Origin of the sequence: Phytoactinopolyspora halophila (assembly GCF_003287285.1) — a bacterium.
Lineage (GTDB): Bacteria > Actinomycetota > Actinomycetes > Jiangellales > Jiangellaceae > Phytoactinopolyspora_A > Phytoactinopolyspora_A halophila.
The window spans coordinates 70,457-93,311 of sequence record NZ_QMIG01000007.1; the positions used below are offsets into that span (position 1 = coordinate 70,457).

Below are 22,855 nucleotides of genomic sequence, written 5' to 3' on the forward strand. Positions count from 1 at the left end.
CCGGATCAGGGCGGGCTCGGGCGCCGGCACGCTCTCACCCAGTCTGCTCGGTCTGCTCGGTCTGCTCGGTCTGCTGCGCCTGCTCGGGCTGCTCGGCGATCTGCCGCCTGACCTCGTCCATATCGACGTCGCGCACCTTGGCGATGAGTTCTTCGAGCGCCTGCTCGGGTAGCGCACCCGGCTGCGCGTACAAGACGACGCCGTCCCGAACGGCCATGAGCGTCGGGATCGACGTGATACCGAAGGTGCTGGCCAGCTCCTGCTGCTCTTCCGTGTCGACCTTGCCGAACACGATGTCCTGGTGCCGCTCCGATGCCTTCTCGAAGATCGGCGCAAACGTCCGGCACGGCCCGCACCAGGCTGCCCAGAAGTCGACGAGGACGATGCCGTCGGCGTTGGCGGTCTGGTCGAAGTTCTCCGTGGTCAGTTCGATCGTTGCCATCGATCCATGTCCTTTCCGTTCGATACGCCCAGGGGTGTCCAACAGAAAGCCGGGTCGTTCTCATTCCGGCTCGTTCCGCGGGTTGCATCTCGTACCCGGGTACAGCCTTACCGTCGTCGTGGATCGCCAGAGCCGACGACGATCCAGAAATCCCCGACGGCGGAAGGAAACATCATGACAGCTGAACCGGTCGTTTGCACCGAGGACCCGGCCCGGGCTGCGGCTCGTGAGGAGGACTTCCGCGTCCTGCTCGGCAAGGCACGGCGCACCGAGCGGCTCACACCACAGCACCTGCGCATGGCCCTGGCCACCGACGAAGGTCTGGATATCAGCGTGCTGGCGCACGAAATGCAGTGCTGCGCGTGGTTCGACTTTCGCCTGACACCCGCGACGGACGGCACCGTCCTCCTCGACATCCAGGTGCCCGCGAATGCGGGGCCAGTGCGCGGTCCCGCCCCGGAGCAGCAGGGCATCGGCAGCCCGGAAGACATTCTCGATACGTTCGCCCAGATAGCCACCGGCACCTCCAGGTCCGCTGAGCCCGCTGGGGAGGAAAGCGAGCATCATCAACAGAGCCAGGCCGCGAGCCAGTGCGGATGCTGCTGAGGACGCCCGTCGGTCAGGCTGTCGACGTCGATGTCTCCTCGCTGCCACTCATGGGACGAAGGTCCCTGGGTAATGGCTACCCGAGCAGGCAGGATGGGCGCAGCAGGATGACACCGAAGGCACCTACCGGAGGGCATGGATTCATGACCGACCTCGTGACGCCGAACCAGCGGGAGCACGAGACCGCTGCCGTCGGCGCGGACACTATAAACCGCATCGACGCGTGGTGGCGCGCCGCCAACTACCTCTCGGTGGGCCAGATATACCTGCTGGACAATCCGCTGTTACGGGAACCGCTCGCCGCGGAGCACATCAAACCCCGGCTGCTCGGACACTGGGGCACGACGCCCGGCCTGAACTTCCTGTACGCGCACCTGAACCGCGCGATCATCGAACGTGACCTGAACATGATCTACATCTGTGGTCCCGGACACGGTGGCCCGTCGCTCGTCGCGGCGTCGTGGCTCGAAGGCACCTACAGCGAGATCTACTCGGGAATCGGTGACGACGCCGACGGGATGCGCGAACTGTTTCGCCAATTCTCGTTTCCGGGAGGCGTGCCCAGCCACGTCGCGCCGGAGACGCCCGGCTCCATCCACGAGGGTGGCGAGCTTGGCTACGCCCTCTCCCATGCCTACGGCGCAGCGTTCGACAATCCCAGTCTGACCGTCGCAAGCGTGATCGGCGATGGTGAGGCCGAGACCGGGCCGTTGGCTACCGGCTGGCACGGCAACAAGTTCCTCAACCCGGTCAGCGACGGGACGGTCCTGCCCATCCTGCACCTCAACGGATACAAGATCGCCAACCCGACGCTGTTCGCCCGGATCCCCCGCGAGGAACTCGAAGCGTTCATGGTCGGCAACGGATACCGGCCCTACTGGTTCGAGGGCGGCTTCGACGGCGAGGACACCCTCTCGGTCCACCAGAGGTTCGCTGCCCTGCTCGACGAGGTGCTGGACGAGATCCGCACGATCCGCGACGACGCGGCCACCGGCGCCCGTATGACCCGCCCGGCCTGGCCCGCCATCATCTTCAAGACCCCGAAGGGCTGGACCGGGCCGAAGGAGATCGACGGCCAGCAGGTGGAGAACACGTACCGCTCGCACCAGGTACCGATGAATCACGTCCGCGGCAACGCCCAGTACACCGAGCTGCTGGAGCAGTGGATGCGCTCCTACCGCCCGGACGAGCTCTTCGACGGCAACGGCCGGCCGGTCCAGGACCTCCGCCGGCTCAATCCGGCGGGCGATCGCCGGATGAGTGCCAATCCTCATGCCAACGGTGGTGTACTCACCCGCGACCTCGTTCTCCCGGACTTTCGCGAGCAGGCGGTCGACGTCCCGACTCCCGGCGGCAGCGTCGCCGAAGCCACCCGCGTCCTCGGCGACTGGCTCGCCCGCGTCGTGCAGAAGAACCCCGAAAACTTCCGCGTCTTCGGCCCGGACGAGACGGTCTCCAACCGGCTGGGAGCGACCATCAACGCCAGCTCCAAGGTCTGGATGGCCGAGATCCTGCCGGGCGATGAGCACCTGGCGACCTCCGGCCGGGTCGTGGAGATGCTGTCCGAGCACCAGTGCCAGGGATGGCTTGAGGGCTACGTGCTGACCGGCCGGCACGGCGTGTTCAACTGCTACGAAGCCTTCATCCACATCGTCGACGCGATGTTCAATCAGCATGCAAAGTGGCTGAAGGTCACCCGGGAGATCCCCTGGCGACGGCCCATCCCGTCGTTGAACTACCTGCTCTCTTCACACGTGTGGCGCCAGGACCACAACGGGTTCTCGCACCAGGACCCCGGGTTCATCGACCACGTCGTCAACAAGAAGGCCGACGTCATCCGCGTCTTCCTGCCGCCGGACGCCAACACGCTGCTCGCCACCTACGACTGGTGCCTGCGCAGCCGCGACTTCGTGAACGTCGTCGTCTCCGGCAAGCAGGCGCACCCGCAGTGGCTGTCGATGGACGCCGCGCTCGCGCATGTCACGCGCGGGATCGGTATCTGGGAGTGGGCCAGCAACGACGACGGTGAACCCGACGTGGTCCTCGGATGTGCCGGGGATGTACCGACGCTTGAGACGCTGGCGGCGGTGGACCTACTCCGCCAGCACCTGCCCGACCTGAAGGTGCGGGTGGTCAACGTCGTCGATCTCATGCGGCTGCAGGATGAGCGCGAACATCCCCAGGGCCTGCCTCATGCCGAGTTCGACGCCCTGTTCACCACCGACAAGCCGATCGTGTTCGCCTATCACGGCTATCCGTGGCTGATTCACCGGCTGACCTACCGGCGAACGAATCATCACAATCTGCACGTGCGCGGGTACAAGGAGGAAGGCACCACAACCACGCCATTCGACATGGTGATGCTCAACGACCTCGACCGGTTCCACCTGGTCATCGACGTCATCGACCGGGTGCCGAGCCTGCGCTCGAAGGCTGCCGGCCTGCGTCAGCGGATGATCGACGCGCGGACGCGAGCCCGCCAATACACCCGCGAGCACGGCGAGGACGATCCGATGATCCGCGACTGGGTATGGCCGGATGCTCGTGCCGAAGGGGTCACCGCGACACCATCCGACGACACCGCAGCCGATCACGCGTGATCGGGACGCGGTCAATGGCAGCGGGCGGTGATGATCCAGGCTCGGGAATCGAAAAAGACGTCACCGGTGTCGTGCTGGGCCAACAGTGCCCTGAGCCGCTGACGTGCCCGCTCGGCCGTCGCGCCGTCCATGGTGGCGAGAAGTTCTCTGGGTTCACGTAAGCTGAGCACGAAGTCATAGGCGGTGTCTATGTCGGGGCCGTAGTAGACAGGCTCGTGCACATCAGCGAATCCGACGTCGGTGAAGCCGGCCGCCTTCAGGATTCCTTCCGTGACGGCAGGCTCTCCGAGCGAGAACGCATCCGGTCCGCGCTCGAACGAGGTGGGCGCATCCGTGCCCGTGGTGAGCGCTGTTCGCACGGCGTTGACCCACTCATTGCGTTCGCGGTTCTGCCAGACCAGGAGCACCAGGCGAGCATCCGCGCACATTGCCCGCCGGATATTGGTGAATGCGGCCACAGGGTCAGCGAAAAACATCGTCCCGAACCGGCTGATACAGAGATCAAACGAGGCGGAGGGGAACGGGTGAACCTGCGCGTCGTCCTGCTCGAACGAGACGTTGCGCAGTCCCTCGTCGTCGCTGAGCAGGCGCGCATGCTCGAGCATTGGTGCGGAGATGTCCACACCGAGTGCACGTCCGGCGACGGCGACGCGGGCAGCCTCCCGCGTTGTCTGCCCGGTCCCGCAGCCAATGTCGAGGACACGGTGACGCGGGCGGACATCGGCGGCTACGCGAAGGTATTCATTGTGCAGGCGCAGCTCGGCGTCGTATGGGTCGGCGTACCTCATGCGAAGCTTCCGTGTGGATGTGAACCGTCCGAGCGTGTCCGGGGTCCGTCACGCAGGACACCGCGGACGAAGTCCGCAGAGGCGTGAGGGGGGAGCTCCGGCATCCACCAGGTGGCACCGGCCTTGGCGTAGGGCATCGGGTCGATGTCAGGCGGGAGGGCGACGGCTACGTCGCACGGCGGCGCATCCTGCGGACGTAGGTCCTTGATCGTGGACACGATGTCGCCGAGCTGGTCCGGGTGTTCAAGATTGACCGGAAAGAACCCGTCGTATCTTGCAGCCCTGCGCAACGGTTTGAGGTTTCCGGGGAATCCTGCAACCCACACAGGCACGCGGGGGCGTTGAACCGGCCGAGGAAGGAACTCGATGTCGTCGACAGTGTAATGGCGACCATGGTGGCGCACTGGCTCGCCGGACCACGCAGCCGTGAGGATTTCTAGTGACTCGTCGAGCATCTGGCCGCGCACCCTCTCATCGAGCTGCTCTCCAGTCTTGGAGAACTCGCTGCCGAAGCGGTCACTGCCGAGGCCGACTCCGAGCGTGAGGCGACCACAGCTAAGCCGATCCAGCGTCGCAGTTTCCCGGGCGACCTTGGCCGGACGACGGCGCGCGAGGGGCGTAACCATGGGTCCCAGCCGCACCTGTTCTGTGGCGGTGGCGATCGCGGCCAGCGTGATCCATGGATCGGTCACGTGCCGGATAGGCGACCGCCAGTCCAGGTGATCCCACACGAAGAATCCATGCCAGCCGGCCGTCTCCGCCTCAGATGCCAGGCTCGCGAGAAGTCCCGGGTCGGCAAGATCGCCAAAGATCGGAACCCAGAGTGCCGAGCGCATGTCCGTACGATACCTCGGAATCCGGAGGTGACCGCCGTCCGGAGAACGGAATCGGTCCTAGCCTCGCCGGCGCAGCAAGGCGTCGACGTCGATACTGCAGCCGAGATCCGGAAGGTCGAGCCGCTGGCCCGCGGCGACGCTTGCGTGCTCGACGTATCCGCCGCCTTTCCGCCGCTGCAGGATCAGCATGAGTTCCGCTTCCCGTTCGATCCGCAAGTACCAGGGAATGCCCGCCTCGGCAAAAAGAGTCGGTTTCAGGATTCGGTCGATCGACAGGCTGGACGGCGACACCACTTCAGAGACCATGACTACCTCGGCCGCGTCCACCACCAGCCAGTCGCTCTGATCAGTCGTCACCACCACGTCCGGAATAACGATCCGACCCGAGCTCAGCCGGACATTCGCCTCGTGAAACGGTACATACTCGTCTGGAAGCTCGCGATCGAGTTCGCGCCACAGCCGCTGCCCCAGGTTCTGGTGTGAGGCGTCACCGACCGGGCTCATGACCAGCTCGCCGTCGATCAGCTCGGTGCGCTGCCCCGTGGGTGCCGGGAGAGCCAGGTACTCGTCCTCGGTCCACGGGCCTTCGTGCGCGAAGATCGAATCCATGGGGTCGATCGCCTCGGCTACCATCGCTGCACACCTCCTGGTGCTGCTTCCAGTCTCGCACATGGCCTCCTTCGATGCTGAGACCTTGACGGTACAGCCGCGCACCGACAGGCGGGCACGGCACCGGCAGACCTCACGTGTGCATCGTGTCGGGGCCGGACGATCATTCTGCGCGGCTGGGGTCCGGGCCGTCGCCGTCGTCTCCGTGCCCGAGGACATCCCGGTGCCCGATGACCTCGTCCAGGGCGTCGGCCGTGGCGGTGGCGGCGAAGGCGAACGGTTCGAGCACGACGTCGGCGCCTGCGGCCCGCAGTTGTTCGGCATCGCGGGACGTGTGCGCGGTGAGCGCGACCCTTCCCCGATAGCCATGGTGGCGAAGCCCGTGGAGCAGCGCCTTGCTGATCTCGGGAACCGGAACCGTGCAGATGACGCCGCGGGCACGAGACAGCGGTAGCGATTCGAGGAAGTGCGTGTCCTCGGCCGTTCCGAACACCGCGGCCACGCCTTCCCGATCGTTGGCCGACACCCGCTGCGGGTCGAAGTCGACAGCGAGCACCCGGTAGCCCGAACTGCCGAGCCGGTCGGCCACGTGCCCACCGAACCGGCCGAGACCGTAGAGGATCACGTCGACGTCACGTTCCGCGTCGGCAGGGTCGGGCTTGCGGCTCCCGCTCCGCTCGAAGATCTCCAGCCACCGCTTGATGCGCTCGTAGATCTGGTGCGAGTACAGGATCAGATAGGCGGACGCACCGATGGTGATCAGGCCGACAACCGTGATCAAACTGACAGTCGCGTTGCTGATGTGGCCGAGGCTGAGCCCCAGCGCGGCCAGGATTAGAGAGAACTCCGAGATCTGGGCGACGGTCAGCCCGGCGAGAAACCCGACCCGCACGGGATAGCGCATCGCCGCCATGATCGCCATCACGATCACCGGGTTCCCGACGAGGACGAACACCGAGAAGATCATCGCCTCGGAGATCTGCTGGGCGGCAGCATCGAATTCCAGCTTCGCACCCAGCTCCAGAAAGAAGAAGAGCAACAGGAAATCACGCAAGCTGACCAGGCGCGCACCCAGCGCATCCCGGTAGGGCGTGGTCGCCAGCGAGACCCCCGCGAGGAACGCACCGACTTCGGAGCTGAACCCCAGCCAGTCGCTGAGGGCCGCCACCGAGACCGCGTACGCCACGCCGAACAGCACCAGCAACTCCTGCGAGCGGGCGACGTGCGGGAGCAACCACGGCAGGACGTAGCGCATGAATACCGCCGTTCCGGCCAGCAATGCCACGCCTTTGGCCAGTACGAGCGTGATGTCCAGAGCGAGACTGTTACCGGCTTCTTCTTGCCCGAACGCCGTCAGCACGATCATCACCAGCACGACCACGATGTCCTGCACGATGAGGAAACCCACGGCGATCCGGCCATGCAGGCGCTCGATCTCGCGCTTGTCGGAGAGAAGCTTCACGATGATGATCGTCGACGAGAACGTCAGCGCCACGGCCACGTAGAGCGCGGTGACCGTGTCCATCCCGAGCGAAATCGCGATCAGATAGCCGACCACCGACGTGAAGACCACCTGGCCAAGTCCGGTGGCCAGGGCGATCGGCCCGGTGGTTCTGATCAGGTGCAGGTCGAGCCGGAGCCCGACGAGGAACAACAGGATGGCGATCCCCATCCCGGCGAGCAGCTCGACGGTGCCGTCGGCGATCACCCACCCCGTTCCGGCCGGTCCGACCAGGATCCCGACCCCGATGAATGCCACGATGAGCGGCTGACGCAGCCGCGTGGCCAGCATCGCCGCCGCTGCTGCCAGGGCGAGGATCACGGCGACGAGCGGAAACGCGTCAAACTCCATGTGCACCCCGTGCTAGTCGGCGAGGACGCGCGCGACCTCGTCCCTCTCCGGCCATCCGATGGCCCCGCCATCGGTGTCGTGCACGCCGGTTCCCGTGTCGACCTCACCGAGGGCCGTGGCCAGATGCCCCGCGGACCGTAATTCGCCGACCGCGTCCGCGGCGAGGCTGGCGGGAAACGTGGCGAGCAGCGATCCGGAGGCGAGGGTCCCCAGGGGATCGGCACCGAGAGCACGGCACACTGCCAGGCCGGGCTCGAACCACAGGATGTTTCGCGGATCGATGCGCAGAGCCACACCAGCCGCCGTGGCGAACTCGTGCAGGCCCGCCGCCAGCCCGCCCTCCGTCGGGTCGTGCATCGCGGTCGCGCCCAGGTCGCGCGCGGCCAACGCGGCGTCGACGACCGATATCCCGGGAACGCGAGACGCGTGGCTGGCACCGGCGAGTACGTCCGAGGTCAGATCGGTCAGCCGGGTAACCGCCTCGTTGGCCAGCACGGCGGCGCCCTCGACCGGGATCATGCCGATCTGGACCAACACCTCGCCCGGCGCGGCCCCTGCGGTCGAGAGGACCCGGCCGTCGGGGGCAAAGCCGAGCATCTGCCCCACGACGAGCGGCTGGGTCACCGCACTCGTCACCTCGGTGTGACCGCCCACCAAGGTCGCGCCCACCTCGGCGAGGGCTTCTCGCATCGTCGTGAACAGCGTCTCGACCAGGTGCTCGGTGGTGCCTTCCGGCAGCAGCACGGCGGCGAGGAACCAGCGCGGGCAGACTCCGCTGACGGCGACGTCGTTCGCATTGATAAGCACCGCATAGCGGCCGGCGTCACTCGTCGTCAGGGTGATGGGGTCGGTGGCTGCAACCAGGGTGCCGTCGGCGATGTCTATCGCGCACGCGTCCTCGCCGACGGCCGGGCCGAGCCGCACCTCGCCGGGTGCCGGGCCGAACGAGGCGAGCTGTTCGGCGAGCAACGCGGCCGGAAGCTTGCCGGCCGGAATCGACGATGGTGCCATACGCCCCACCCTCCCATGATCATGAACACTATCTGACTACATGGAACCACTCGTGTTCATGATCATCGGATTTGGCCGTATGCTCGGGTCCGACGTCACCGGCTGGAAGGCGAGATCGAGGACGTGATGTGACTCTGCCCGTCATGGCTCCGGTCGCCGGCTGGACGCTCCCGCTCACCGAGGTACCCGACCCGGTCTTCTCCACCGGGATGCTCGGGCCGGGCCTGGCCATCGAACCCGAGCGCACGGGCGCACGACCCGTGCTCGCCCCGCTCAGCGGCACGATCGCCAAGCTGCACCCCCATGCTTTCATCATCCGTGCAGAATCCGGCACGAGCATTCTCGTCCATCTCGGCATCGACACGGTGCGGCTCGACGGATCCGGATTTCGGATACTCGGAAGCCACGGCGTGCCGGTGAAGGCGGGTGAACCAATCATCGTATGGGATCCGGACGATGTAGAGGCACGAGGCTACTCGCCGATCTGCCCGGTCGTGGCCCTGGATGCGCCCACGGGGACAGTGTCCGATCTCGACACGCAGAGCCATGTGATCGCGGGCGGCTCACTGTTCACGTGGATCGGCTGACCCGGGCACGGTGCCGCCGGCGTGGCTCCGGCGCTGCGCGGATTCCTTTTCCTCATCGCCATGGTTCCTCATCGCAATGGCCTAGGGCGAGCCGTCGGCAGTGAGCCAGTAGCCGGTCACAAGATCGGGCTGGATACGGATAATCTGATCCATCGGATAATTCACCCAGGAGCGAAGCGCGTGCTCATAGTGGCTCACCGCTTCCGCGTCCTCGACCAGACTGGCCATGCCGGTGACGACGACGCTCCAGCCGGTGTGCTTTTCCTGATCGATGTCGTCCGCCTCGAACGCCAGGACCACGCCGGACCCGGATGCGTGGACCAGAGAGCTGATCGCCGAACCCACGTGAGTTCTAATGATCACCCCTCCGTTGCCGTCCACCAGATGGTTCACGGGACGGATCGCCGGCAGCGCCTGGTCGGTGAACACCACCCGCCCCATCGAGACACTGCCCAGCAGGCTTAGCGCCTCGTACCGGTCCATGGGCACCATCTGGCGCTCACCCGTCATCGCACACCCCAGAAATCCATCTCGTACCCGGTGGAGCACCCCGCGCCGGAGCAGGCCGCATCCGCTATTGATGCTTCTTACTTCCTCACACGACCGGTGCTGCCCACTAGGGGCAAAAGTCTCTAGTGATACCGGATGTCTGGGACGATGGACGAGCCAGCCCGCTCAGGTCGAACGGCCCTCTCTGCACGGACTCGGCCATCCACTATCCGTGGGACTCTGCGGCGGCAGCGTACCGCAGCAGCAGATCGGCGAGATCCCGAGCCTCGACGGGACTCAGCGCCACCCACATGGCGTCGTATTCGGGATCCTGCCGGGGAATGTCCAATATCACCCGCCCATCGCCGGACGAGCCGGGTTCGGACAAGTGCAGCCTACCCACCTCGACCCGGCGTCCGTAGCTGGTCGACATGGTCTCGAATCTGCTATTCGCTTCCATCACGCGTTGCCCATGCATGGTCCTGGGACGTGTGTCACAACCGTTCGGTTGCCCCCGATTCGAAGGAGCCACGTCCTGACACATGACCACAGGAACCGACATCGTCGAGATCATAGCCTCGATAATGTCGGTTCTGCTGCGCACGAGCTGGCTGGCAAGCGCAACGTCGCGGGTGGGTAACCATGTCACGCAGCGGGCACCAGGACGCACGCCTACATGAGTGACACGATCTCCCCGGCCAGCGTGTCGGCCTGCGGTCCCACCACAACCTGAACGGCAGAGCCGTCACGCAGGACCCCGTACACGCCATTGTCTCGCAGGCTGTCCTCATCGATCAGCGACGGATCACCGACTTCGGCACGCAGCTGGGTGATACATGGCTCGATCTCGACGACGTTGTCCGCTCCGCCCAAGGCGGCGAGGATCTGCTCGGCGTTGCTCATCCCATCCCTCCGTCTGGGTCTCTCGCTTCACTATCGATCGCTGGGTCAGCCTGGACCAGGCTGGCTGTACGGGTCACCGTCCGCGTCGCGGACCACACCCACCGTGAGAACCGGTCACGCCCTGTTCGCGACGCCGGAACGCACGGTGCCTCTGAGCCTCTCATGCATGATGTCCATCACGTCGCCGGGTCCACGAGACGTCGCCCGAGCGCCTCCCCGGAAGCGCCCATATCTGCCGATACGCACGTCGTCACTCCTGGTGAGCTGGCTGATCAGAGGTAGACACGGCACGTCCGAGCAACCGCACGAGCTCGGCTCGCTCGCCCGGGTCGATCCCGGCCAGCAGCGCGTCCGCACGGCCGAGCATCGAGCTCTGGACGTGATCGAGCATCGTGCGCCCGGGTTCGGCCAGATAGATCAAAACCCGACGCCGATCCAGCTCGTCGTGCCGCCGATACACCAGCATCCGCTGGGCCAGCGAGTCGACGAGGCGGGTCGCGGTGGCTCCGGGAAGGCCGAACATGTCGGAAACCTCGCCCATGGCGTGTCCCTCGCCGTCGGCGAGCATGCGCAGGATCTGCCACTGTTCCCGCCCGATGCCGGCCTCATCCAGGGCTGGGTCGCGAACCTCTATCAGCAGTCGATCCAAGTCTCCTACAATCTGGAGAACTCGCTCGGCATCGGTGATTCCCATGAGCACGATTTCCTCGAGTTCCGACCATGACGCCGGGGTGCCCTGGCATGTAGACGTGCCACGCCCCCCGGCTGATCGAACAGTCTATCGTTCCAATACGTTGCGGCTGAGCCCGGCGAGTGGTTCCCGTGGTCGGCATGCCACTGTCAACGTCGGACTGGTCATCCCCATGCACGGCCCGGCCGGGATCTTCGGCCTCTCGTGCACGGCGTGTGCCGTGCTCGCCGGTGAGGAGATCAATGATGAGGGTGGGCTGCTCGGACGCGAGGTACGGCTGGTGCCGATCGACGGCGCCGGCCCGCCCGACGCGGTGGCCAACCGGGTGGACTCGATGGTGCGCTCCGGCGCGGTCGATGCGATCACCGGCTGGCACCTGTCCCACGTGCGCCGGGCCATCGTCACCCGGCTACGCGGCGGCGTGCCGTACGTCTACAGCAGCCTGTACGAAGGGGGCGAGCGCCACCCCGGGGTCTTCCTCGCCGGCGAGACACCCGAGCGCCAGATCGGCCCGGCGCTGTCGTGGCTCAGCCAGCAGATGGGTATCAGGCGCTGGGCTGTGGTCGGCGACGATTACGTCTGGCCACGCGGGTCGGCAGATGCCGTCTACGACTTCGTCGGCCTTCTCGACCTGAAGATCACCGACGAGCTCTTCGTCCCGCTGGGCCAGCACGACTTCTCTCCCGTCATCGAACGATTACGGCGCAGCAGCGCGCAGGGAATCCTGATGCTCCTGGTGGGACAGGATGCCGTGCATTTCAACCGGGCTTTCGCCGCGGCCGGTCTCGACCAGCGGATGGTCCGGCTGAGCTCGCTGATGGACGAGAACATGCTCCTCGCCAGCGGCGCCGAGGCTACCGGCGGGCTGTTCTCCGCCGCCGGGTACTTCGGTGATCTGGCGACGGCCGACGCCCTGGACCTGCTCGGCCGGTACACGCGGCGTTTCGGGCCCGAGGCGCCGGTGCTGAACAGCATGGGTGAATCCTGCTACGAGGCCATGCGCCTGCTCGCCACCCTCGTCCAGCGGACGGGGTCGCTGGACGTGCGCGGGTTGCTGCGCACAGCGCGGGAACCGGTCGGTTTTCACGGCCCGCGCGGGTCGGTCCACCTCGAGGACCGGCATCTGCGGCAGCGCGTATACCTGGCACGCGCTGATGGCACCGTCTTCGACGTCGTCACTCAGCTCCCACGGCTGCCCAACGCTTGACGGGGACCCACCCACCCCCTACTGTTTCCGTAACGGAAATATTCCACAGCGGTGGTATCAGAAACGCGCCGCCCGACTGGAGGACGCGGGGCCCCACCTCCCGTGGACAGAAGGGAGTGCCGTGGCGATCTACGAATACCGCTGCCCACATTGCGGAGTCTTCGAAATCAGCCGGGCCATGGGAGCGGCACCACCAACGCATCGATGCGCGCATTGCGGATCCGATGCCCGGCGCTCCTACTCCACTCCGCATCTGGCCAGCATGCCCAGACCACTCGCGGACGCCGTGAGCCGGGCCGAGAAGTCACAGGACGAACCCGACGTCGTCACCCGCGCACCACGACCGGCCGACCGGTCCCCACGTGCCACCGACCCGCGGCTGAAGCACCTGCCGCGCTGGTAACGGCACAGCCTGCTGCAATCCCACTTACCCCGGCGGCGCCGTCGGCAATGACGGCCCGCCACACCCTGGCCTCAGGAGGTGTGTCCCATGCCCGACGTGGCATTCTCCATCGATTACGCCCGCTCCATGTTCGACCAGGACATCCCCGGTCACAACCGGTGGCACCCGGACATCCCGATCGCATCCGAAGTGTCACCTGGTGATGAGTTCCGGATGGAATGTCTGGATTGGACGGACGGTCAGGTCGTCAACGACGACTCGGCCAACGACATCCGCGACATGGACCTCCTACGCTGCCATGTCCTGAGCGGCCCGATCGGCATCCGCGGTGCCGAACCGGGCGACCTGCTGGTGATCGACATCCTCGATTTGGGCCCGATTCCCCAGTCGATTGGTTCCCTTCCCGGACAGGGATGGGGATACACGGGCATCTTCTCCAAGGTCAACGGCGGCGGGTTCCTCACCGACTACTACCCCGACGCGTACAAGACGATCTGGGACTTCCGTGGGCAGCAGGCCAGCTCCCGGCACATCCCCGGCGTCTCCTACGCGGGCATCACGCATCCCGGGCTCTTCGGTACCGCTCCCTCGGCCGAGCTGCTGGCCCGGTGGAACGATCGGGAACGCGAGCTCATCGCGCGCGACCCCGATCGTGTCCCGCCGCTGGCGCTGCCACCGGACCCAACCGGCGCGCTGGCCGGGGCGCTGGACCGGAACTCCTCCGAGTTCGCCAAGGTGGCACAAGAAGGTGCCCGCACCATACCGGCCCGGGAAAACGGGGGAAACCACGACATCAAGAACTTCACCCGCGGGTCGCGCGTGCTCTACCCGGTGCACGTGCCCGGTGCCAAGTTCTCCGGCGGCGACCTGCACTTCAGCCAGGGCGATGGCGAGATCACGTTCTGCGGCGCCATCGAAATGGGCGGCTTCATCGACTTCGGCGTCGACCTCATCAAGGGCGGCATGGAGAAGTACGGCGTCACCACCAACCCGATCTTCATGCCCGGTAACGTCGAACCTCGCTACTCCGAGTTCGTCTGCTTCACCGGCGTGTCCGTCGAGCACGGCACGAACACCAACGAGTACATGGACGCCACCCTGGCGTATCGGAACGCCTGCCTGAACGCGATCGAGTACCTCAAGAAGTTCGGCTACACGGGCGAGCAGGCCTATGCCCTCATCGGCACGGCCCCGGTCGAAGGCCGGGTCAGCGCCGTGGTCGACCTGCCCAATGCGTGCTGCTCGCTCTACATCCCGACCGCCATCTTCGACTTCGACATCCGCCCGACGGCCGAGGGCCCGACGAAACGCGATCGCGGGCAGGTCGCCGTCGCCTCCTGAAGACCCGCGTTCTCGAAGTCTGCGTCCTGACACGACCCCGTGGTCTTTCGGGACAGCCACACCGGTGCGGCCGGGTCCGGAGCATGACAGGGGATGCTCCGGACCCGCAGCCACCCATCACAGCGACACACCCGCGACGGGTGTGTCCGAAGCCCGGAGGTGACGAGACAGTGCTCGGCCTTGTGCTTCTGTACGTCGGCGCCGTTCTCTTCGTGAACGGTATCTGGCTTCTCGGCCGCATCAACGCCCGAGAAGTCGCCATCATGAACATCTTCACCGGCCTGGTCGGGGCGCTGGTCGCGATTTTCGCCGTCGCCCAGCAAGACCTGGCGTCCATCCAGCTGGCCGGATATGTCCTCCTGTTCGCGTTCACCTATCTGTGGGTCGCCTACAACCAATACATCGAGGCCGAGGGATCCGGCCTCGGCTGGTATTGCCTCTTCGTCGCGATCACGGCGGTCCCGGTCTCGATCATCACCCTGGCGGAGGCGGACACCGTCTTCCTCAGCTGGCTCGGAATCAACTGGGCCGCGTGGGCGGTGCTGTGGTTCCTCTACTTCCTGCTGCTCGCGGTCAAACGGCCGATACAGCAGCTCGCCGCATACGTCACGATCGTCGTCGGCATCGGCACCGCGTGGCTGCCCGGCTTCCTGGTACTGAACGAATACATCTGACGAGTACAAACGAGTACATCCGACGGATGCATCTGACGGTGGTGCCGGCTCACCGCTCCGCCGGGCGGGGCAGCCAGCGCAGCCGGTGATCCGGGGTGAACAGCCGCCGCACCAGGCCGAGCGCGATGACGACGGTGGTGCTCGCCACCGCTCCCAGGACGAGGAACATCACCACGGCCTGCACCAGCACGGCCTGGGTTGGCGGCACCCCCGCCAGGATCAGCCCGGTCATGGCACCGGGAAGGAAGACCAGGCCGGTGGCCTTGGTCGTCTCGATCTGCGGGGTGACGGCTGAACGCAGTGCGGCTCGCACGTACGGGGTGGCGGCCTGCCGCGCTGGCTGGCCCAGCGCCAGGCGGGCCTCCACCTCGTCGCGCTTGTCCCGCACCTCCTCCACCATGCGCCGAGCGACCAGCACCGTGGCCGTCATCGAGTTGCCCACCATCATTCCCGCGAGCGGCACCAGGGTGCGCCCCTCCAGCGGCATCACCCCGAAGCCGAACAGCACGCCCAACGTGATTACCGCACCGGATCCGAACGCGAGGATCGCCAGCCATAGGAGTCCCGGCACCTCGGGCGCACGCCGGCGGGCCACGTCACCCGCATAGGCGACCATGGCCACGATCCACAGCCACGACCACACCAGCGGCCGGCCCGGCTCGATGACGAGCGCGAGGGCGGCGCCGACGAGCAGCAGCTGGACGAGCGCGCGGGTGGCCGCCCACAGGATCTGGCGTTCCAGCCCCAGCCGCTGCCACAGCGAGATCGCCGCCGCGACACCGATCAGCGCCAGCGACGTCGCCAACCCGGCAATGCTGACGTCTCCGTCCACGACTCACCCCTCCTCGTGCCCGGGCACACCACCGAACCGTTCCTCGCCCGCGTACCGCCCGTTCTCGATCCGCAGCACCATGTCCGCCACCCGTCGCAGTTGCGCGAGGTCGTGGCTGACCCACAGCACCGCCAGGCCGTTCCGGGTGAGCTCGGTCACCGAGTCCTCGAACGCGTGGACGGTCTCCGCATCCAGCGCCGACGTCGGCTCGTCCAGCAGCAGAACGTCGGGCTCGGTGATCAGGGTGCGTGCCATGCACACCCGCTGCGCCTCCCCGCCGGACAGCGCGGTCGCGTCTCGCTCGAGCCAGGTGAGGTCGAGCGAGGCGCGTCGCAGCGCCGCGTCCATCTGGGAGCGTCCCGCGTGCGGGACGGCGGCCAGCAGGTTGTCACGCACCGTGCCCGGAAACGGAGTGGGCCGCTGGAAGACCATGCCAACCTGCCGTCTGAGCGCAAGCGGGTCGAAAGTTGCGATGTCGGTGCGGCGGAAGTGCACCTGGCCCGATGTCGGCACCTCCATGCGGTTGCACAACCGCAACACGGTGCTCTTGCCCGAACCCGACGGGCCTGCCACTCCGGTGACCCCCGTAGCGGGTACGCACGCGGTGAACCCGTCGAGCGCCCGGATACCGAACCTCTCCACCACCACGTCATCGAACCGGAACAGGTCCTCGTCTCGCGTCACGTCGCCACCGTACCGGCGCGCCTCCGGACTGCCGTCCACGACCAGGGCTTCCCGGCTGGCTATCATCGCCCACGCGACGCCGTTCGCCGCCGTCGTCACCCCGCCGCCCACCATCCCGTCGTCACCGATCAGTCACCGGAGGGGCCGTGCGCACGTTCACCGCGGTCGTGAATCCCCACGCCGGAGCGCATCGCGACCGTCGCCGGGTGGCGTCGACGCTGACCCAGGTCAGCCGCATTCTCCGCCAGGCCGGAAGCAAGGTGAGCGTGGAGCATAGCCGCGACGCCGGGCACGCGGCCGACCTCGCCGCCGAGGCAGCCGAGCGCGGCGACGTCGTCGTAGCGGTCGGTGGCGACGGCACCGTCGGCAACCTCGCCGGCGTGGCGGTCCGGTCCGGCGGTGCCCTCGGCCTCATCCCCGGGGGACGCGGGAACGATCTCGCCCGCCAGCTGGGCCTCTCCCGCGATCCGGCGCGCCTCGCCGGCATCCTGCTGCACGCCGAACCGCAGCCCGTCGACGTCCTGCACGTAGCCGACCGGATCGTCGTCAACAGCGTGTACGCCGGCATCGACGCGGTGGCCAACCTGCACCTGAACAGGGTGAGCGGGCTCGGCGCCCTCGGGTACCACTACGGCGTGGTCCGGGCGATGCTGGGCTGGCGCATGCGCGCGTACCGGGTGACCGTCGACGGCAACCGGCGTGACTTTCGCGGGAACACGGTGGTGGTGGCCAACTCCGGCTATTACGGCAGGGGCCGCCACGCCGCACCCGATGCGCGGATCGACGACGGGCAGGCGGACGTCGTGACGCTCGAAGATCTGCGCCTGCCCGCGTTCGTCAACCTCGCCATGCGGGAGCTGTACCGGGGCACCCACGTGCGCCGGCCAGAGGTCACGATCGTGCGCGGGCAGGAGGTGACGATCGAGGCGGACCCGCCGCTACCGGCCGGCGGGGACGGTGAGCTGATCGGCACGCTGCCGGTGACCGTACGGGTCCGGCCCGGCGCGCTCCGCATGCTCACGCCTGCCCTCCCTGCCTCTCCCCCTCCATCCGTCTGATCCTGAATACTCGCGGTTCTCGCCGGTGGTGCGGCTACACTCCAGCGAGCACCGAAATCCAGCGCAGCTCGCCGGCGGCCGCGTATTCCTCGTCAGCGCGCGCGTCTCCGGTGGCGTGCTCGCCCTCGCCATCGTGCCGTGCCGTCCGACGTGGCTCGCCGGGCCAGATACGGGACACGTTCCCCGGCCACTCGGTACCCGGCCCGGCTGGATCCCGTTCTCCGCGATCTGTCACACGGTCCTCCATCACGCCCTCACGGTACGCAAACGCCACCGGCCGGCCAGCGCCCACCCCCGCCGGTCGAGATTCTGGGCGAGCTCGACGACATTGCCATCCGGGTCGGCGATGTGAAGAGTGCGTTGCCCCCATGGCCGGTCCACGGGTCCGGAGAGCACCTGTGCACCCGCCTCCGACAACCGGGCGGCCTCGCCGTCGACGTCGTCGACGACGAAGGCGATCTCGCCGCACGGCGGCTGCCCACCCGGCCGGCCGATCAGCTCCGGGAGCTTGGCCCGGTCGAACAGGGAGAACTTCACGTTCTCCATCGTGAATTCGACGTACCCGTCACCTTCCAGGCGGACCTCGAGGCCCAGCACGTCACGGTAGAACGCCACGGACCGTTCGAGGGAAGCGACGAACCAGATCACATAGCCGACCCGGCGCATCGTCAGCGCTCGTAGACGCCGACGACGCGGTTCTGCTCGATGATCGCGTCCGCGTACTTCTCCAGGAATTCCCGCATCGACGGCTCACCCTCGACGGCGCGATGGAGAGCGTAGACCCAGAAGTAGTAGCGGTGCGGCCCGTGACCCGCGGGCGGTTGGGGCCCGCCGTAGCCCGTCCGGCCGAAGTTATTGGGGCCCGGACGGAACCGCGTGTCCGCGTCCGCACCGATCTCCGCCGTTTCCGCCGGAATGCCGTACAGCGTCCAGTGCGTGAATCCCCAGGGAAGCGGCGCATCGGGGTCGTGACAGATGATGGCGAGCTCGGCTGTGCCCTGCGGGACACCGCTGATGTGCAGTACGGGCGGCGTGTTGTCCCGGTCGTTGGCGTGACGGTCGGCAAGCTGGCCGTCCGCCCCGATGTCCGGACTGGTGATCTTCAGATCTTTGATATTCAAACCCATGTCTCTATCCTCCCTCGCAAGTGCGGTCTCGGTGAAGTCCTATCCCAGACCGGCAAGAAGGCATCGGAACTTCTGCACAAGCTGGTAGCGTCACGCAACGTGATCTGTGTGGATACGGAGGTAACCATTGGCACACGTTCTCGTGCTGGGTGGTGGATTCGGTGGGCTCGCGGCGGCCCACGAGCTACGCCGCCGGCTGCCGCCTGGTGACGACATCACCGTGGTGGCCACAAGCGATCGCTTCTTCGTCGGCTTCGCCAAGCTCTGGGATCTCGTGGGATTTCGCCCCCTGCTCGATGGCGTCCGGCCCCTGGAGCGCCTCGACGAGCGCGGCATCCGGTTCGTCCGCGCCGAGGTCACGGCCATCGACCCGGCCACACGTACCGTACAGACCACTGCGGGCACGCTCACCGCCGACGGCCTCGTCGTCGCTCTCGGCGCCACCTATCAACCGGCGCATGCCGCACAGTTGCACCAGGACGCGTACAACCTCTATCACGCCGATGCCCTGCCGGGAATCCGTGCCGCCCTGTCCGAGCTGACCAGCGGCCGGTTGCTCGTGTGCGTACTCGGCACTCCGTATCTGTGCCCGCCCGCACCTTTCGAGGCCACGCTCCTTCTCGACGAGTGGCTGCGCGCACGGGGCCGGCGGGCCGGCGTCGACGTCGCGGTATCCACGCCCGCCCAGCTGACGCTCCCCGTCGCCGGCGACGACGCGAACCGCTACCTCGCCGGCGAGCTGAAGGCCCGCGACATCACGGTCCTCACCGATCACGCGGTCGAGTCGATCGATCCCGATGCGCGGCAGGTCAGGTTCCGAGGCGGTCAGACACACGAGTGGGAGCTCCTGCTCGCCGTGCCCGCAGCGGCACCGCCGCCGGTCGTCGCCGAGAGCCCGCTCGCCGGTTCCGACGGGTGGATCGAGCCGGATCGGCACACGTTCGCCACGGATGCGGACCGGGTGTATGCGGCCGGTGACTGCACCTTGATCCGCACGGCGACCGCCCAGCTGCCGAAGGCCGGCGTCTTCGCCGAGGCCGCGGGAAGGATCGCTGCCGCGAACCTGGCGACCGATCTCTACGGGGGCGATCGCCCGACGTTCGACGGCTACGGGTACTGCTTCCTGGAACTTCCCGGCCAGCGGGTGGCCACGGTCACCGGCGATTTCTACGCCGAACCCGAGCCCGCCGTCAGGCTCGCCCTTCCCGATGACGCCAGCTTCCGCGCCAAGCAGCAGTGGGAGCAGGACCGGCTCACGGCATGGCTCGGCACCGATCCCATCCGCCCCTCCTCCGCTGATCATGAACAGGAATCGACCTATGTGGCCGACTAGTGTTCATGATCAGCGGAGGAGGGGCGGGCGGAGGAGCGGATGAGGCCCTCCTGGGCTACCGTCGCCACCAACTCCCCGTGTTGCGTGAAGATCCGCCCCAGCGCCAGGCCACGCGCGCCCGACGCTGACGGCGACACCTGGTCATACAACAGCCATTCGTCGGCGCGGAAGCGGCGGTGGAACCACATGGTGTGATCGAGCGATGCCGTCTGCAAGCCGGGAGCGCCAATATACGTGCCGTGCGGTACCAGCGTGGCGCCCAGGAGGGTGAGATCGCTGGCGTAGGCCAGGACGCACCGGTGCAGCGTCGGTTCGTCGGGCAGGCGCCCCGCCGCCCGGAACCACAGCTGGGCCAGCGCCGGGTGCTCCGGTGAGCCCAGACCGCCGCCTGGCCGCGAGTCGCCGACATAGCGGACGTCGAGCGCCGCCCACTCCTGGTGCCAGGCCGACCGGGGCTGGCCGGACAGCCGCTCGAACAACTCCCCCAGTTTCGGGCAATCGTCGGGGGCCGGGGCCTGGGGCATGACGTCTTGATGCGCCAGCCCGTCCTCCTCGACGTGGAAGGACGCGGTGAGATAGAAAATCCCGCGGCCGTGCTGGCGCGCCACCACCCGCCTGGTGGTGAACGAGCGGCCATCCCGGACGAGCTCGACGTCGTAGACGATGGGCACGGTCGGATCGCCAGCGCGCAGGAAATACGCGTGCAGCGAGTGCACCATCCGCTCGGCCGGGACCGTCCGCACCGCCGCCATCAGCGCCTGCCCGGCCACCTGGCCCCCGAAGACCCGCTGCAGGCGAGTGGCCGGTTGCCGGCCACGGAAGAGGTTGTCCTCGATGGTCTCGAGGTCGAGCAATGCAATGAGTTCATCCAGCGTGTCGGGCACGACACGATATTCGCACATCGTTGCCGCCCCGTTCCCCCGTCCGCGCCCGGAGCCAGCCCACGATTGGTTCCCCACTCGGCGTAAACCCAAGTCTTGACGTGATGCACATCTCTCGAATTATGATGATCTTAATATCATAAGAAAGTTTCCTAAAGAATTTGATGTCCACCGTGTGCCGGGTCATCGGCCAGTAAGGACGGTTTCATGAGTAGACGCCTCGCCTCCCGGTTCTCCGCCAGGTCCCGGCACACCGATCGGCAACGAGATCCGCACCGATACGCGTCCCTTCGCCGGGCAAGTGTCGCGGCCGTCGCCGCCACCGTCGCAGGACTGCTGGTATCGGGCGCCATCCTGTCCGCCCCTCAGGGCGGCGACGACACGGCCGACAGCACAACTGTCCGGGTGAATGCGAACGGTGAAGACCTGACCGACTCCACCGACATGGTGTGGGCGGGCGATCAACCCTACGGAAGCGGGCCCTGGGGGCATGGCACGCTGTTCGGCTCGGGCTCGATGTCCGGGCCGGTGACCGGCACCGACGACGATGAGCTGTACCACAGCTACAATCTCTTCGCTGCGGGCTCCGGATACACCTTCGACCTTCCGGACGGGGACTACGAGGTCACGGTGAAGACCGTCGAGGACTGGGCGACGGGTCCGGGGCAGCGAGTGTTCGATGTGAACGTCGACGGCGAGACAGTGCTGTCAGAGTTCGACATCTTCGCCGAGTGCGGGGCGTCGACGGCGTGTGACCGGTCATTCCCGGCGTCAGTATCCGGCGGGCACCTGTCGATCGGGTTCACCACCAACGGAGGCTCGAACTATGCGACCGTCTCGGCGATCGCAATAACCCCCGCCGATGGCGGTGGTGGCGATCCGGACCCGACACCTACCGATCCCACGGACGACCCCACACCCACGGACGACCCCACGCCGACGGACGACCCCACACCCACCGACGATCCGGATCCCGGGGACGGGCTGCCAGAGCGATTGCTCACCGGGTACTGGCACAACTTCGACAACAACTCCACGGTATTGCCTCTCGCGGACGTTCCCGACAGCTACGACGTCGTCGCCGTAGCGTTCGGCACGGAGGACGTCCAGCGGCCCGGCGGAGTCGACTTCTCCGTGTCCGACGAGGTTTCGGACAGCCTTGGCGGCTACTCCGACGCCGATCTCGCCGCCGACGTCGAACAGCTGCAGGAGCGCGGCACGGCGGTGATTCTCTCGATCGGTGGCGAGCGCGGCAACGTGCGCGTAGACACGCAGGAGCGGGCGGACAACTTCGCCGACAGCTTGTACGAGCTGATGCAGCAGTATGGCTTTGACGGTGTCGACATCGACCTCGAACACGGCATCAGCCCGGCTCACATGGAGTCCGCGTTGCGGCAGCTCGCTGACCGGGTCGGCCCAGAGCTGGTCATCACCATGGCGCCCCAGACCCTGGACATGCAGTTCACGACCAGCGACTACTTCCAGCTCGCGCTGAACATCAGCGACATCCTCACCGTCGTCAACACCCAGTACTACAACTCGGGCTCGATGAACGGCTGTGACGGCAACGTCTACGCCCAGGGCAGTGTCGAGTTCATCGCGGCGCTGGCATGTATTCAGCTCGAGAACGGGCTGGACCCCGATCAGGTTGGTCTCGGCCTGCCGGCCACCCCTTCAGCGGCCGGTGGCGGCTACGTGAACCCCACGGTGGTCAACGACGCACTGGACTGCCTAGCCACCGGTGACGAGTGTGGCGCCTTCTCCCCACCCGATACCTATCCCGAGATTCGCGGCGCCATGACATGGTCCATCAACTGGGACGCCACCAACGGCTACAACTTCGCCGAGACCGTGGCGCCGCACCTGACGACGCTTCCGTGAGCGATGCAAGCGGTAATCGC

General features: G+C 66.9%; 26 protein-coding genes. 10 read left to right on the forward strand and 16 right to left on the reverse strand.

Annotated elements, in window-relative coordinates; genetic code table 11:
• Positions 1 to 34: 34 nt before the first annotated feature.
• Complete coding sequence (gene trxA / locus DPM12_RS09875) at positions 35 to 442, reverse strand: thioredoxin (protein ID WP_112258148.1); 408 nt, start codon at positions 440 to 442, stop codon at positions 35 to 37.
• Between the two features lie 174 nt (positions 443 to 616).
• Between trxA and DPM12_RS09880 the strand changes: the two genes are divergently transcribed.
• Both DPM12_RS09880 and DPM12_RS09885 read left to right on the forward strand, forming a co-directional pair.
• Positions 617 to 1,048: a hypothetical protein gene (locus DPM12_RS09880; RefSeq protein ID WP_112258149.1), complete on the forward strand. Its 432-nt coding sequence runs from the start codon at positions 617 to 619 to the stop codon at positions 1,046 to 1,048.
• Positions 1,049 to 1,191: 143 nt separating this feature from the next.
• Positions 1,192 to 3,648 (forward strand): phosphoketolase family protein, encoded by a 2,457-nt coding sequence (locus DPM12_RS09885; protein ID WP_112258150.1) that lies wholly within the window; start codon positions 1,192 to 1,194, stop codon positions 3,646 to 3,648.
• 11 nt (positions 3,649 to 3,659) lie between these two features.
• Here DPM12_RS09885 and DPM12_RS09890 read toward each other — a convergent pair whose 3' ends face one another.
• The 5 genes from DPM12_RS09890 to DPM12_RS09910 all read right to left on the reverse strand — a co-directional run bounded on the left by DPM12_RS09890 (position 3,660) and on the right by DPM12_RS09910 (position 8,744).
• Entirely contained in the window at positions 3,660 to 4,436 is a 777-nt protein-coding gene (locus DPM12_RS09890; RefSeq protein ID WP_112258151.1) for a class I SAM-dependent methyltransferase, read from the reverse strand.
• A complete protein-coding gene (locus DPM12_RS09895) occupies positions 4,433 to 5,272 on the reverse strand; it encodes an LLM class flavin-dependent oxidoreductase (protein ID WP_112258152.1) in 840 nt (279 codons plus the stop codon). Before DPM12_RS09895 ends, DPM12_RS09890 begins: the two co-directional genes overlap by 4 nt.
• A 57-nt stretch (positions 5,273 to 5,329) precedes the next feature.
• Complete coding sequence (locus DPM12_RS09900; RefSeq protein WP_158542840.1) at positions 5,330 to 5,905, reverse strand: Uma2 family endonuclease; 576 nt, start codon at positions 5,903 to 5,905, stop codon at positions 5,330 to 5,332.
• 139 nt (positions 5,906 to 6,044) lie between these two features.
• The gene (locus DPM12_RS09905; protein WP_112258254.1) at positions 6,045 to 7,733 is read right to left on the reverse strand and encodes a cation:proton antiporter; all 1,689 of its coding nucleotides are present in this window, start codon (positions 7,731 to 7,733) and stop codon (positions 6,045 to 6,047) included.
• 12 nt (positions 7,734 to 7,745) lie between these two features.
• Positions 7,746 to 8,744, reverse strand: a complete 999-nt coding sequence (locus DPM12_RS09910) for an AIR synthase related protein (RefSeq protein WP_112258154.1) — start codon at positions 8,742 to 8,744, stop codon at positions 7,746 to 7,748.
• A gap of 128 nt (positions 8,745 to 8,872) precedes the next feature.
• Between DPM12_RS09910 and DPM12_RS09915 the strand changes: the two genes are divergently transcribed.
• Positions 8,873 to 9,331, forward strand: coding sequence for a PTS sugar transporter subunit IIA (locus DPM12_RS09915; RefSeq protein WP_112258155.1), 459 nt, complete (start codon positions 8,873 to 8,875; stop codon positions 9,329 to 9,331).
• A gap of 81 nt (positions 9,332 to 9,412) precedes the next feature.
• On the opposite strand, the gene DPM12_RS09920 is transcribed toward DPM12_RS09915, so the two are convergent.
• The 4 genes from DPM12_RS09920 to DPM12_RS09935 all read right to left on the reverse strand — a co-directional run bounded on the left by DPM12_RS09920 (position 9,413) and on the right by DPM12_RS09935 (position 11,372).
• Positions 9,413 to 9,841 (reverse strand): pyridoxamine 5'-phosphate oxidase family protein, encoded by a 429-nt coding sequence (locus tag DPM12_RS09920; RefSeq protein WP_112258156.1) that lies wholly within the window; start codon positions 9,839 to 9,841, stop codon positions 9,413 to 9,415.
• 205 nt (positions 9,842 to 10,046) lie between these two features.
• Positions 10,047 to 10,253, reverse strand: a complete 207-nt coding sequence (locus DPM12_RS09925; protein ID WP_123788555.1) for a hypothetical protein — start codon at positions 10,251 to 10,253, stop codon at positions 10,047 to 10,049.
• A gap of 239 nt (positions 10,254 to 10,492) precedes the next feature.
• The gene (locus DPM12_RS09930; protein ID WP_112258158.1) at positions 10,493 to 10,723 is read right to left on the reverse strand and encodes a PTS sugar transporter subunit IIB; all 231 of its coding nucleotides are present in this window, start codon (positions 10,721 to 10,723) and stop codon (positions 10,493 to 10,495) included.
• A 250-nt stretch (positions 10,724 to 10,973) separates the two neighbouring features.
• Positions 10,974 to 11,372 carry a MarR family winged helix-turn-helix transcriptional regulator gene (locus DPM12_RS09935; RefSeq protein ID WP_158542841.1) on the reverse strand — a complete coding sequence of 133 codons (399 nt, stop codon included), beginning with the start codon at positions 11,370 to 11,372 and terminating at the stop codon, positions 10,974 to 10,976.
• A 145-nt stretch (positions 11,373 to 11,517) separates the two neighbouring features.
• Here DPM12_RS09935 and DPM12_RS09940 point away from each other — a divergent pair, with 145 nt between their 5' ends.
• From DPM12_RS09940 to DPM12_RS09955, 4 genes are all read left to right on the forward strand, one after another.
• Entirely contained in the window at positions 11,518 to 12,621 is a 1,104-nt protein-coding gene (locus DPM12_RS09940; protein WP_211658758.1) for a substrate-binding domain-containing protein, read from the forward strand.
• A complete protein-coding gene (locus DPM12_RS24485; protein WP_112258161.1) occupies positions 12,569 to 13,024 on the forward strand; it encodes an FmdB family zinc ribbon protein in 456 nt (151 codons plus the stop codon). Before DPM12_RS09940 ends, DPM12_RS24485 begins: the two co-directional genes overlap by 53 nt.
• A gap of 87 nt (positions 13,025 to 13,111) precedes the next feature.
• On the forward strand, positions 13,112 to 14,365 hold the full coding sequence (gene fmdA, locus DPM12_RS09950) for a formamidase (protein WP_112258162.1): 1,254 nt from the start codon (positions 13,112 to 13,114) through the stop codon (positions 14,363 to 14,365).
• 170 nt (positions 14,366 to 14,535) lie between these two features.
• On the forward strand, positions 14,536 to 15,039 hold the full coding sequence (locus DPM12_RS09955; protein WP_211658759.1) for an AmiS/UreI family transporter: 504 nt from the start codon (positions 14,536 to 14,538) through the stop codon (positions 15,037 to 15,039).
• Positions 15,040 to 15,088: 49 nt separating this feature from the next.
• Here the strand turns inward: DPM12_RS09955 and DPM12_RS09960 are convergent, their stop codons facing one another.
• The gene (locus tag DPM12_RS09960; RefSeq protein ID WP_112258164.1) at positions 15,089 to 15,871 is read right to left on the reverse strand and encodes an ABC transporter permease; all 783 of its coding nucleotides are present in this window, start codon (positions 15,869 to 15,871) and stop codon (positions 15,089 to 15,091) included.
• Positions 15,872 to 15,874: 3 nt separating this feature from the next.
• The gene (locus tag DPM12_RS09965) at positions 15,875 to 16,555 is read right to left on the reverse strand and encodes an ABC transporter ATP-binding protein (protein WP_342778769.1); all 681 of its coding nucleotides are present in this window, start codon (positions 16,553 to 16,555) and stop codon (positions 15,875 to 15,877) included.
• Between the two features lie 146 nt (positions 16,556 to 16,701).
• Here DPM12_RS09965 and DPM12_RS09970 point away from each other — a divergent pair, with 146 nt between their 5' ends.
• Positions 16,702 to 17,613 carry a diacylglycerol/lipid kinase family protein gene (locus tag DPM12_RS09970; RefSeq protein WP_112258165.1) on the forward strand — a complete coding sequence of 304 codons (912 nt, stop codon included), beginning with the start codon at positions 16,702 to 16,704 and terminating at the stop codon, positions 17,611 to 17,613.
• A 34-nt stretch (positions 17,614 to 17,647) separates the two neighbouring features.
• On the opposite strand, the gene DPM12_RS09975 is transcribed toward DPM12_RS09970, so the two are convergent.
• The 3 genes from DPM12_RS09975 to DPM12_RS09985 are packed head-to-tail and all read right to left on the reverse strand — an operon-like array spanning position 17,648 to position 18,740.
• Positions 17,648 to 17,848: a hypothetical protein gene (locus DPM12_RS09975; protein WP_123788556.1), complete on the reverse strand. Its 201-nt coding sequence runs from the start codon at positions 17,846 to 17,848 to the stop codon at positions 17,648 to 17,650.
• A gap of 11 nt (positions 17,849 to 17,859) precedes the next feature.
• The gene (locus DPM12_RS09980) at positions 17,860 to 18,279 is read right to left on the reverse strand and encodes a VOC family protein (protein WP_112258167.1); all 420 of its coding nucleotides are present in this window, start codon (positions 18,277 to 18,279) and stop codon (positions 17,860 to 17,862) included.
• Positions 18,280 to 18,281: 2 nt separating this feature from the next.
• A complete protein-coding gene (locus DPM12_RS09985; RefSeq protein WP_112258168.1) occupies positions 18,282 to 18,740 on the reverse strand; it encodes a YbhB/YbcL family Raf kinase inhibitor-like protein in 459 nt (152 codons plus the stop codon).
• A 127-nt stretch (positions 18,741 to 18,867) separates the two neighbouring features.
• Between DPM12_RS09985 and DPM12_RS09990 the strand changes: the two genes are divergently transcribed.
• Entirely contained in the window at positions 18,868 to 20,073 is a 1,206-nt protein-coding gene (locus DPM12_RS09990; RefSeq protein ID WP_112258169.1) for an NAD(P)/FAD-dependent oxidoreductase, read from the forward strand.
• Here the strand turns inward: DPM12_RS09990 and DPM12_RS09995 are convergent.
• Complete coding sequence (locus DPM12_RS09995; protein ID WP_170313687.1) at positions 20,070 to 20,957, reverse strand: acyl-CoA thioesterase; 888 nt, start codon at positions 20,955 to 20,957, stop codon at positions 20,070 to 20,072. The two genes, DPM12_RS09990 and DPM12_RS09995, sit on opposite strands and share 4 nt — an antisense overlap.
• Positions 20,958 to 21,161: 204 nt before the next feature.
• Between DPM12_RS09995 and DPM12_RS10000 the strand changes: the two genes are divergently transcribed.
• Positions 21,162 to 22,835, forward strand: coding sequence for a chitinase (locus tag DPM12_RS10000; RefSeq protein ID WP_112258171.1), 1,674 nt, complete (start codon positions 21,162 to 21,164; stop codon positions 22,833 to 22,835).
• The last annotated feature ends 20 nt before the right edge of the window (positions 22,836 to 22,855 follow it).

Excerpts from the sequence above, each read along its gene's own strand:
- fmdA (WP_112258162.1), top strand. The coding sequence starts at position 13,112 with ATGCCCGACGTGGCATTCTCCATCGATTACGCCCGCTCCATGTTCGAC.
- DPM12_RS09895 (WP_112258152.1), bottom strand. The coding sequence starts at position 5,272 with ATGCGCTCGGCACTCTGGGTTCCGATCTTTGGCGATCTTGCCGACCCG.
- DPM12_RS09930 (WP_112258158.1), bottom strand. The coding sequence starts at position 10,723 with ATGAGCAACGCCGAGCAGATCCTCGCCGCCTTGGGCGGAGCGGACAAC.
- DPM12_RS09905 (WP_112258254.1), bottom strand. The coding sequence starts at position 7,733 with ATGGAGTTTGACGCGTTTCCGCTCGTCGCCGTGATCCTCGCCCTGGCA.
- DPM12_RS24485 (WP_112258161.1), top strand. The coding sequence starts at position 12,569 with ATGGCACCGTCTTCGACGTCGTCACTCAGCTCCCACGGCTGCCCAACG.
- DPM12_RS10000 (WP_112258171.1), top strand. The coding sequence starts at position 21,162 with ATGAGTAGACGCCTCGCCTCCCGGTTCTCCGCCAGGTCCCGGCACACC.
- DPM12_RS09920 (WP_112258156.1), bottom strand. The coding sequence starts at position 9,841 with ATGACGGGTGAGCGCCAGATGGTGCCCATGGACCGGTACGAGGCGCTA.
- DPM12_RS09900 (WP_158542840.1), bottom strand. The coding sequence starts at position 5,905 with ATGGTAGCCGAGGCGATCGACCCCATGGATTCGATCTTCGCGCACGAA.
- DPM12_RS09980 (WP_112258167.1), bottom strand. The coding sequence starts at position 18,279 with ATGCGCCGGGTCGGCTATGTGATCTGGTTCGTCGCTTCCCTCGAACGG.
- DPM12_RS09910 (WP_112258154.1), bottom strand. The coding sequence starts at position 8,744 with ATGGCACCATCGTCGATTCCGGCCGGCAAGCTTCCGGCCGCGTTGCTC.
- trxA (WP_112258148.1), bottom strand. The coding sequence starts at position 442 with ATGGCAACGATCGAACTGACCACGGAGAACTTCGACCAGACCGCCAAC.
- DPM12_RS09885 (WP_112258150.1), top strand. The coding sequence starts at position 1,192 with ATGACCGACCTCGTGACGCCGAACCAGCGGGAGCACGAGACCGCTGCC.
- DPM12_RS09880 (WP_112258149.1), top strand. The coding sequence starts at position 617 with ATGACAGCTGAACCGGTCGTTTGCACCGAGGACCCGGCCCGGGCTGCG.
- DPM12_RS09890 (WP_112258151.1), bottom strand. The coding sequence starts at position 4,436 with ATGAGGTACGCCGACCCATACGACGCCGAGCTGCGCCTGCACAATGAA.
- DPM12_RS09985 (WP_112258168.1), bottom strand. The coding sequence starts at position 18,740 with ATGGGTTTGAATATCAAAGATCTGAAGATCACCAGTCCGGACATCGGG.
- DPM12_RS09925 (WP_123788555.1), bottom strand. The coding sequence starts at position 10,253 with ATGTCGACCAGCTACGGACGCCGGGTCGAGGTGGGTAGGCTGCACTTG.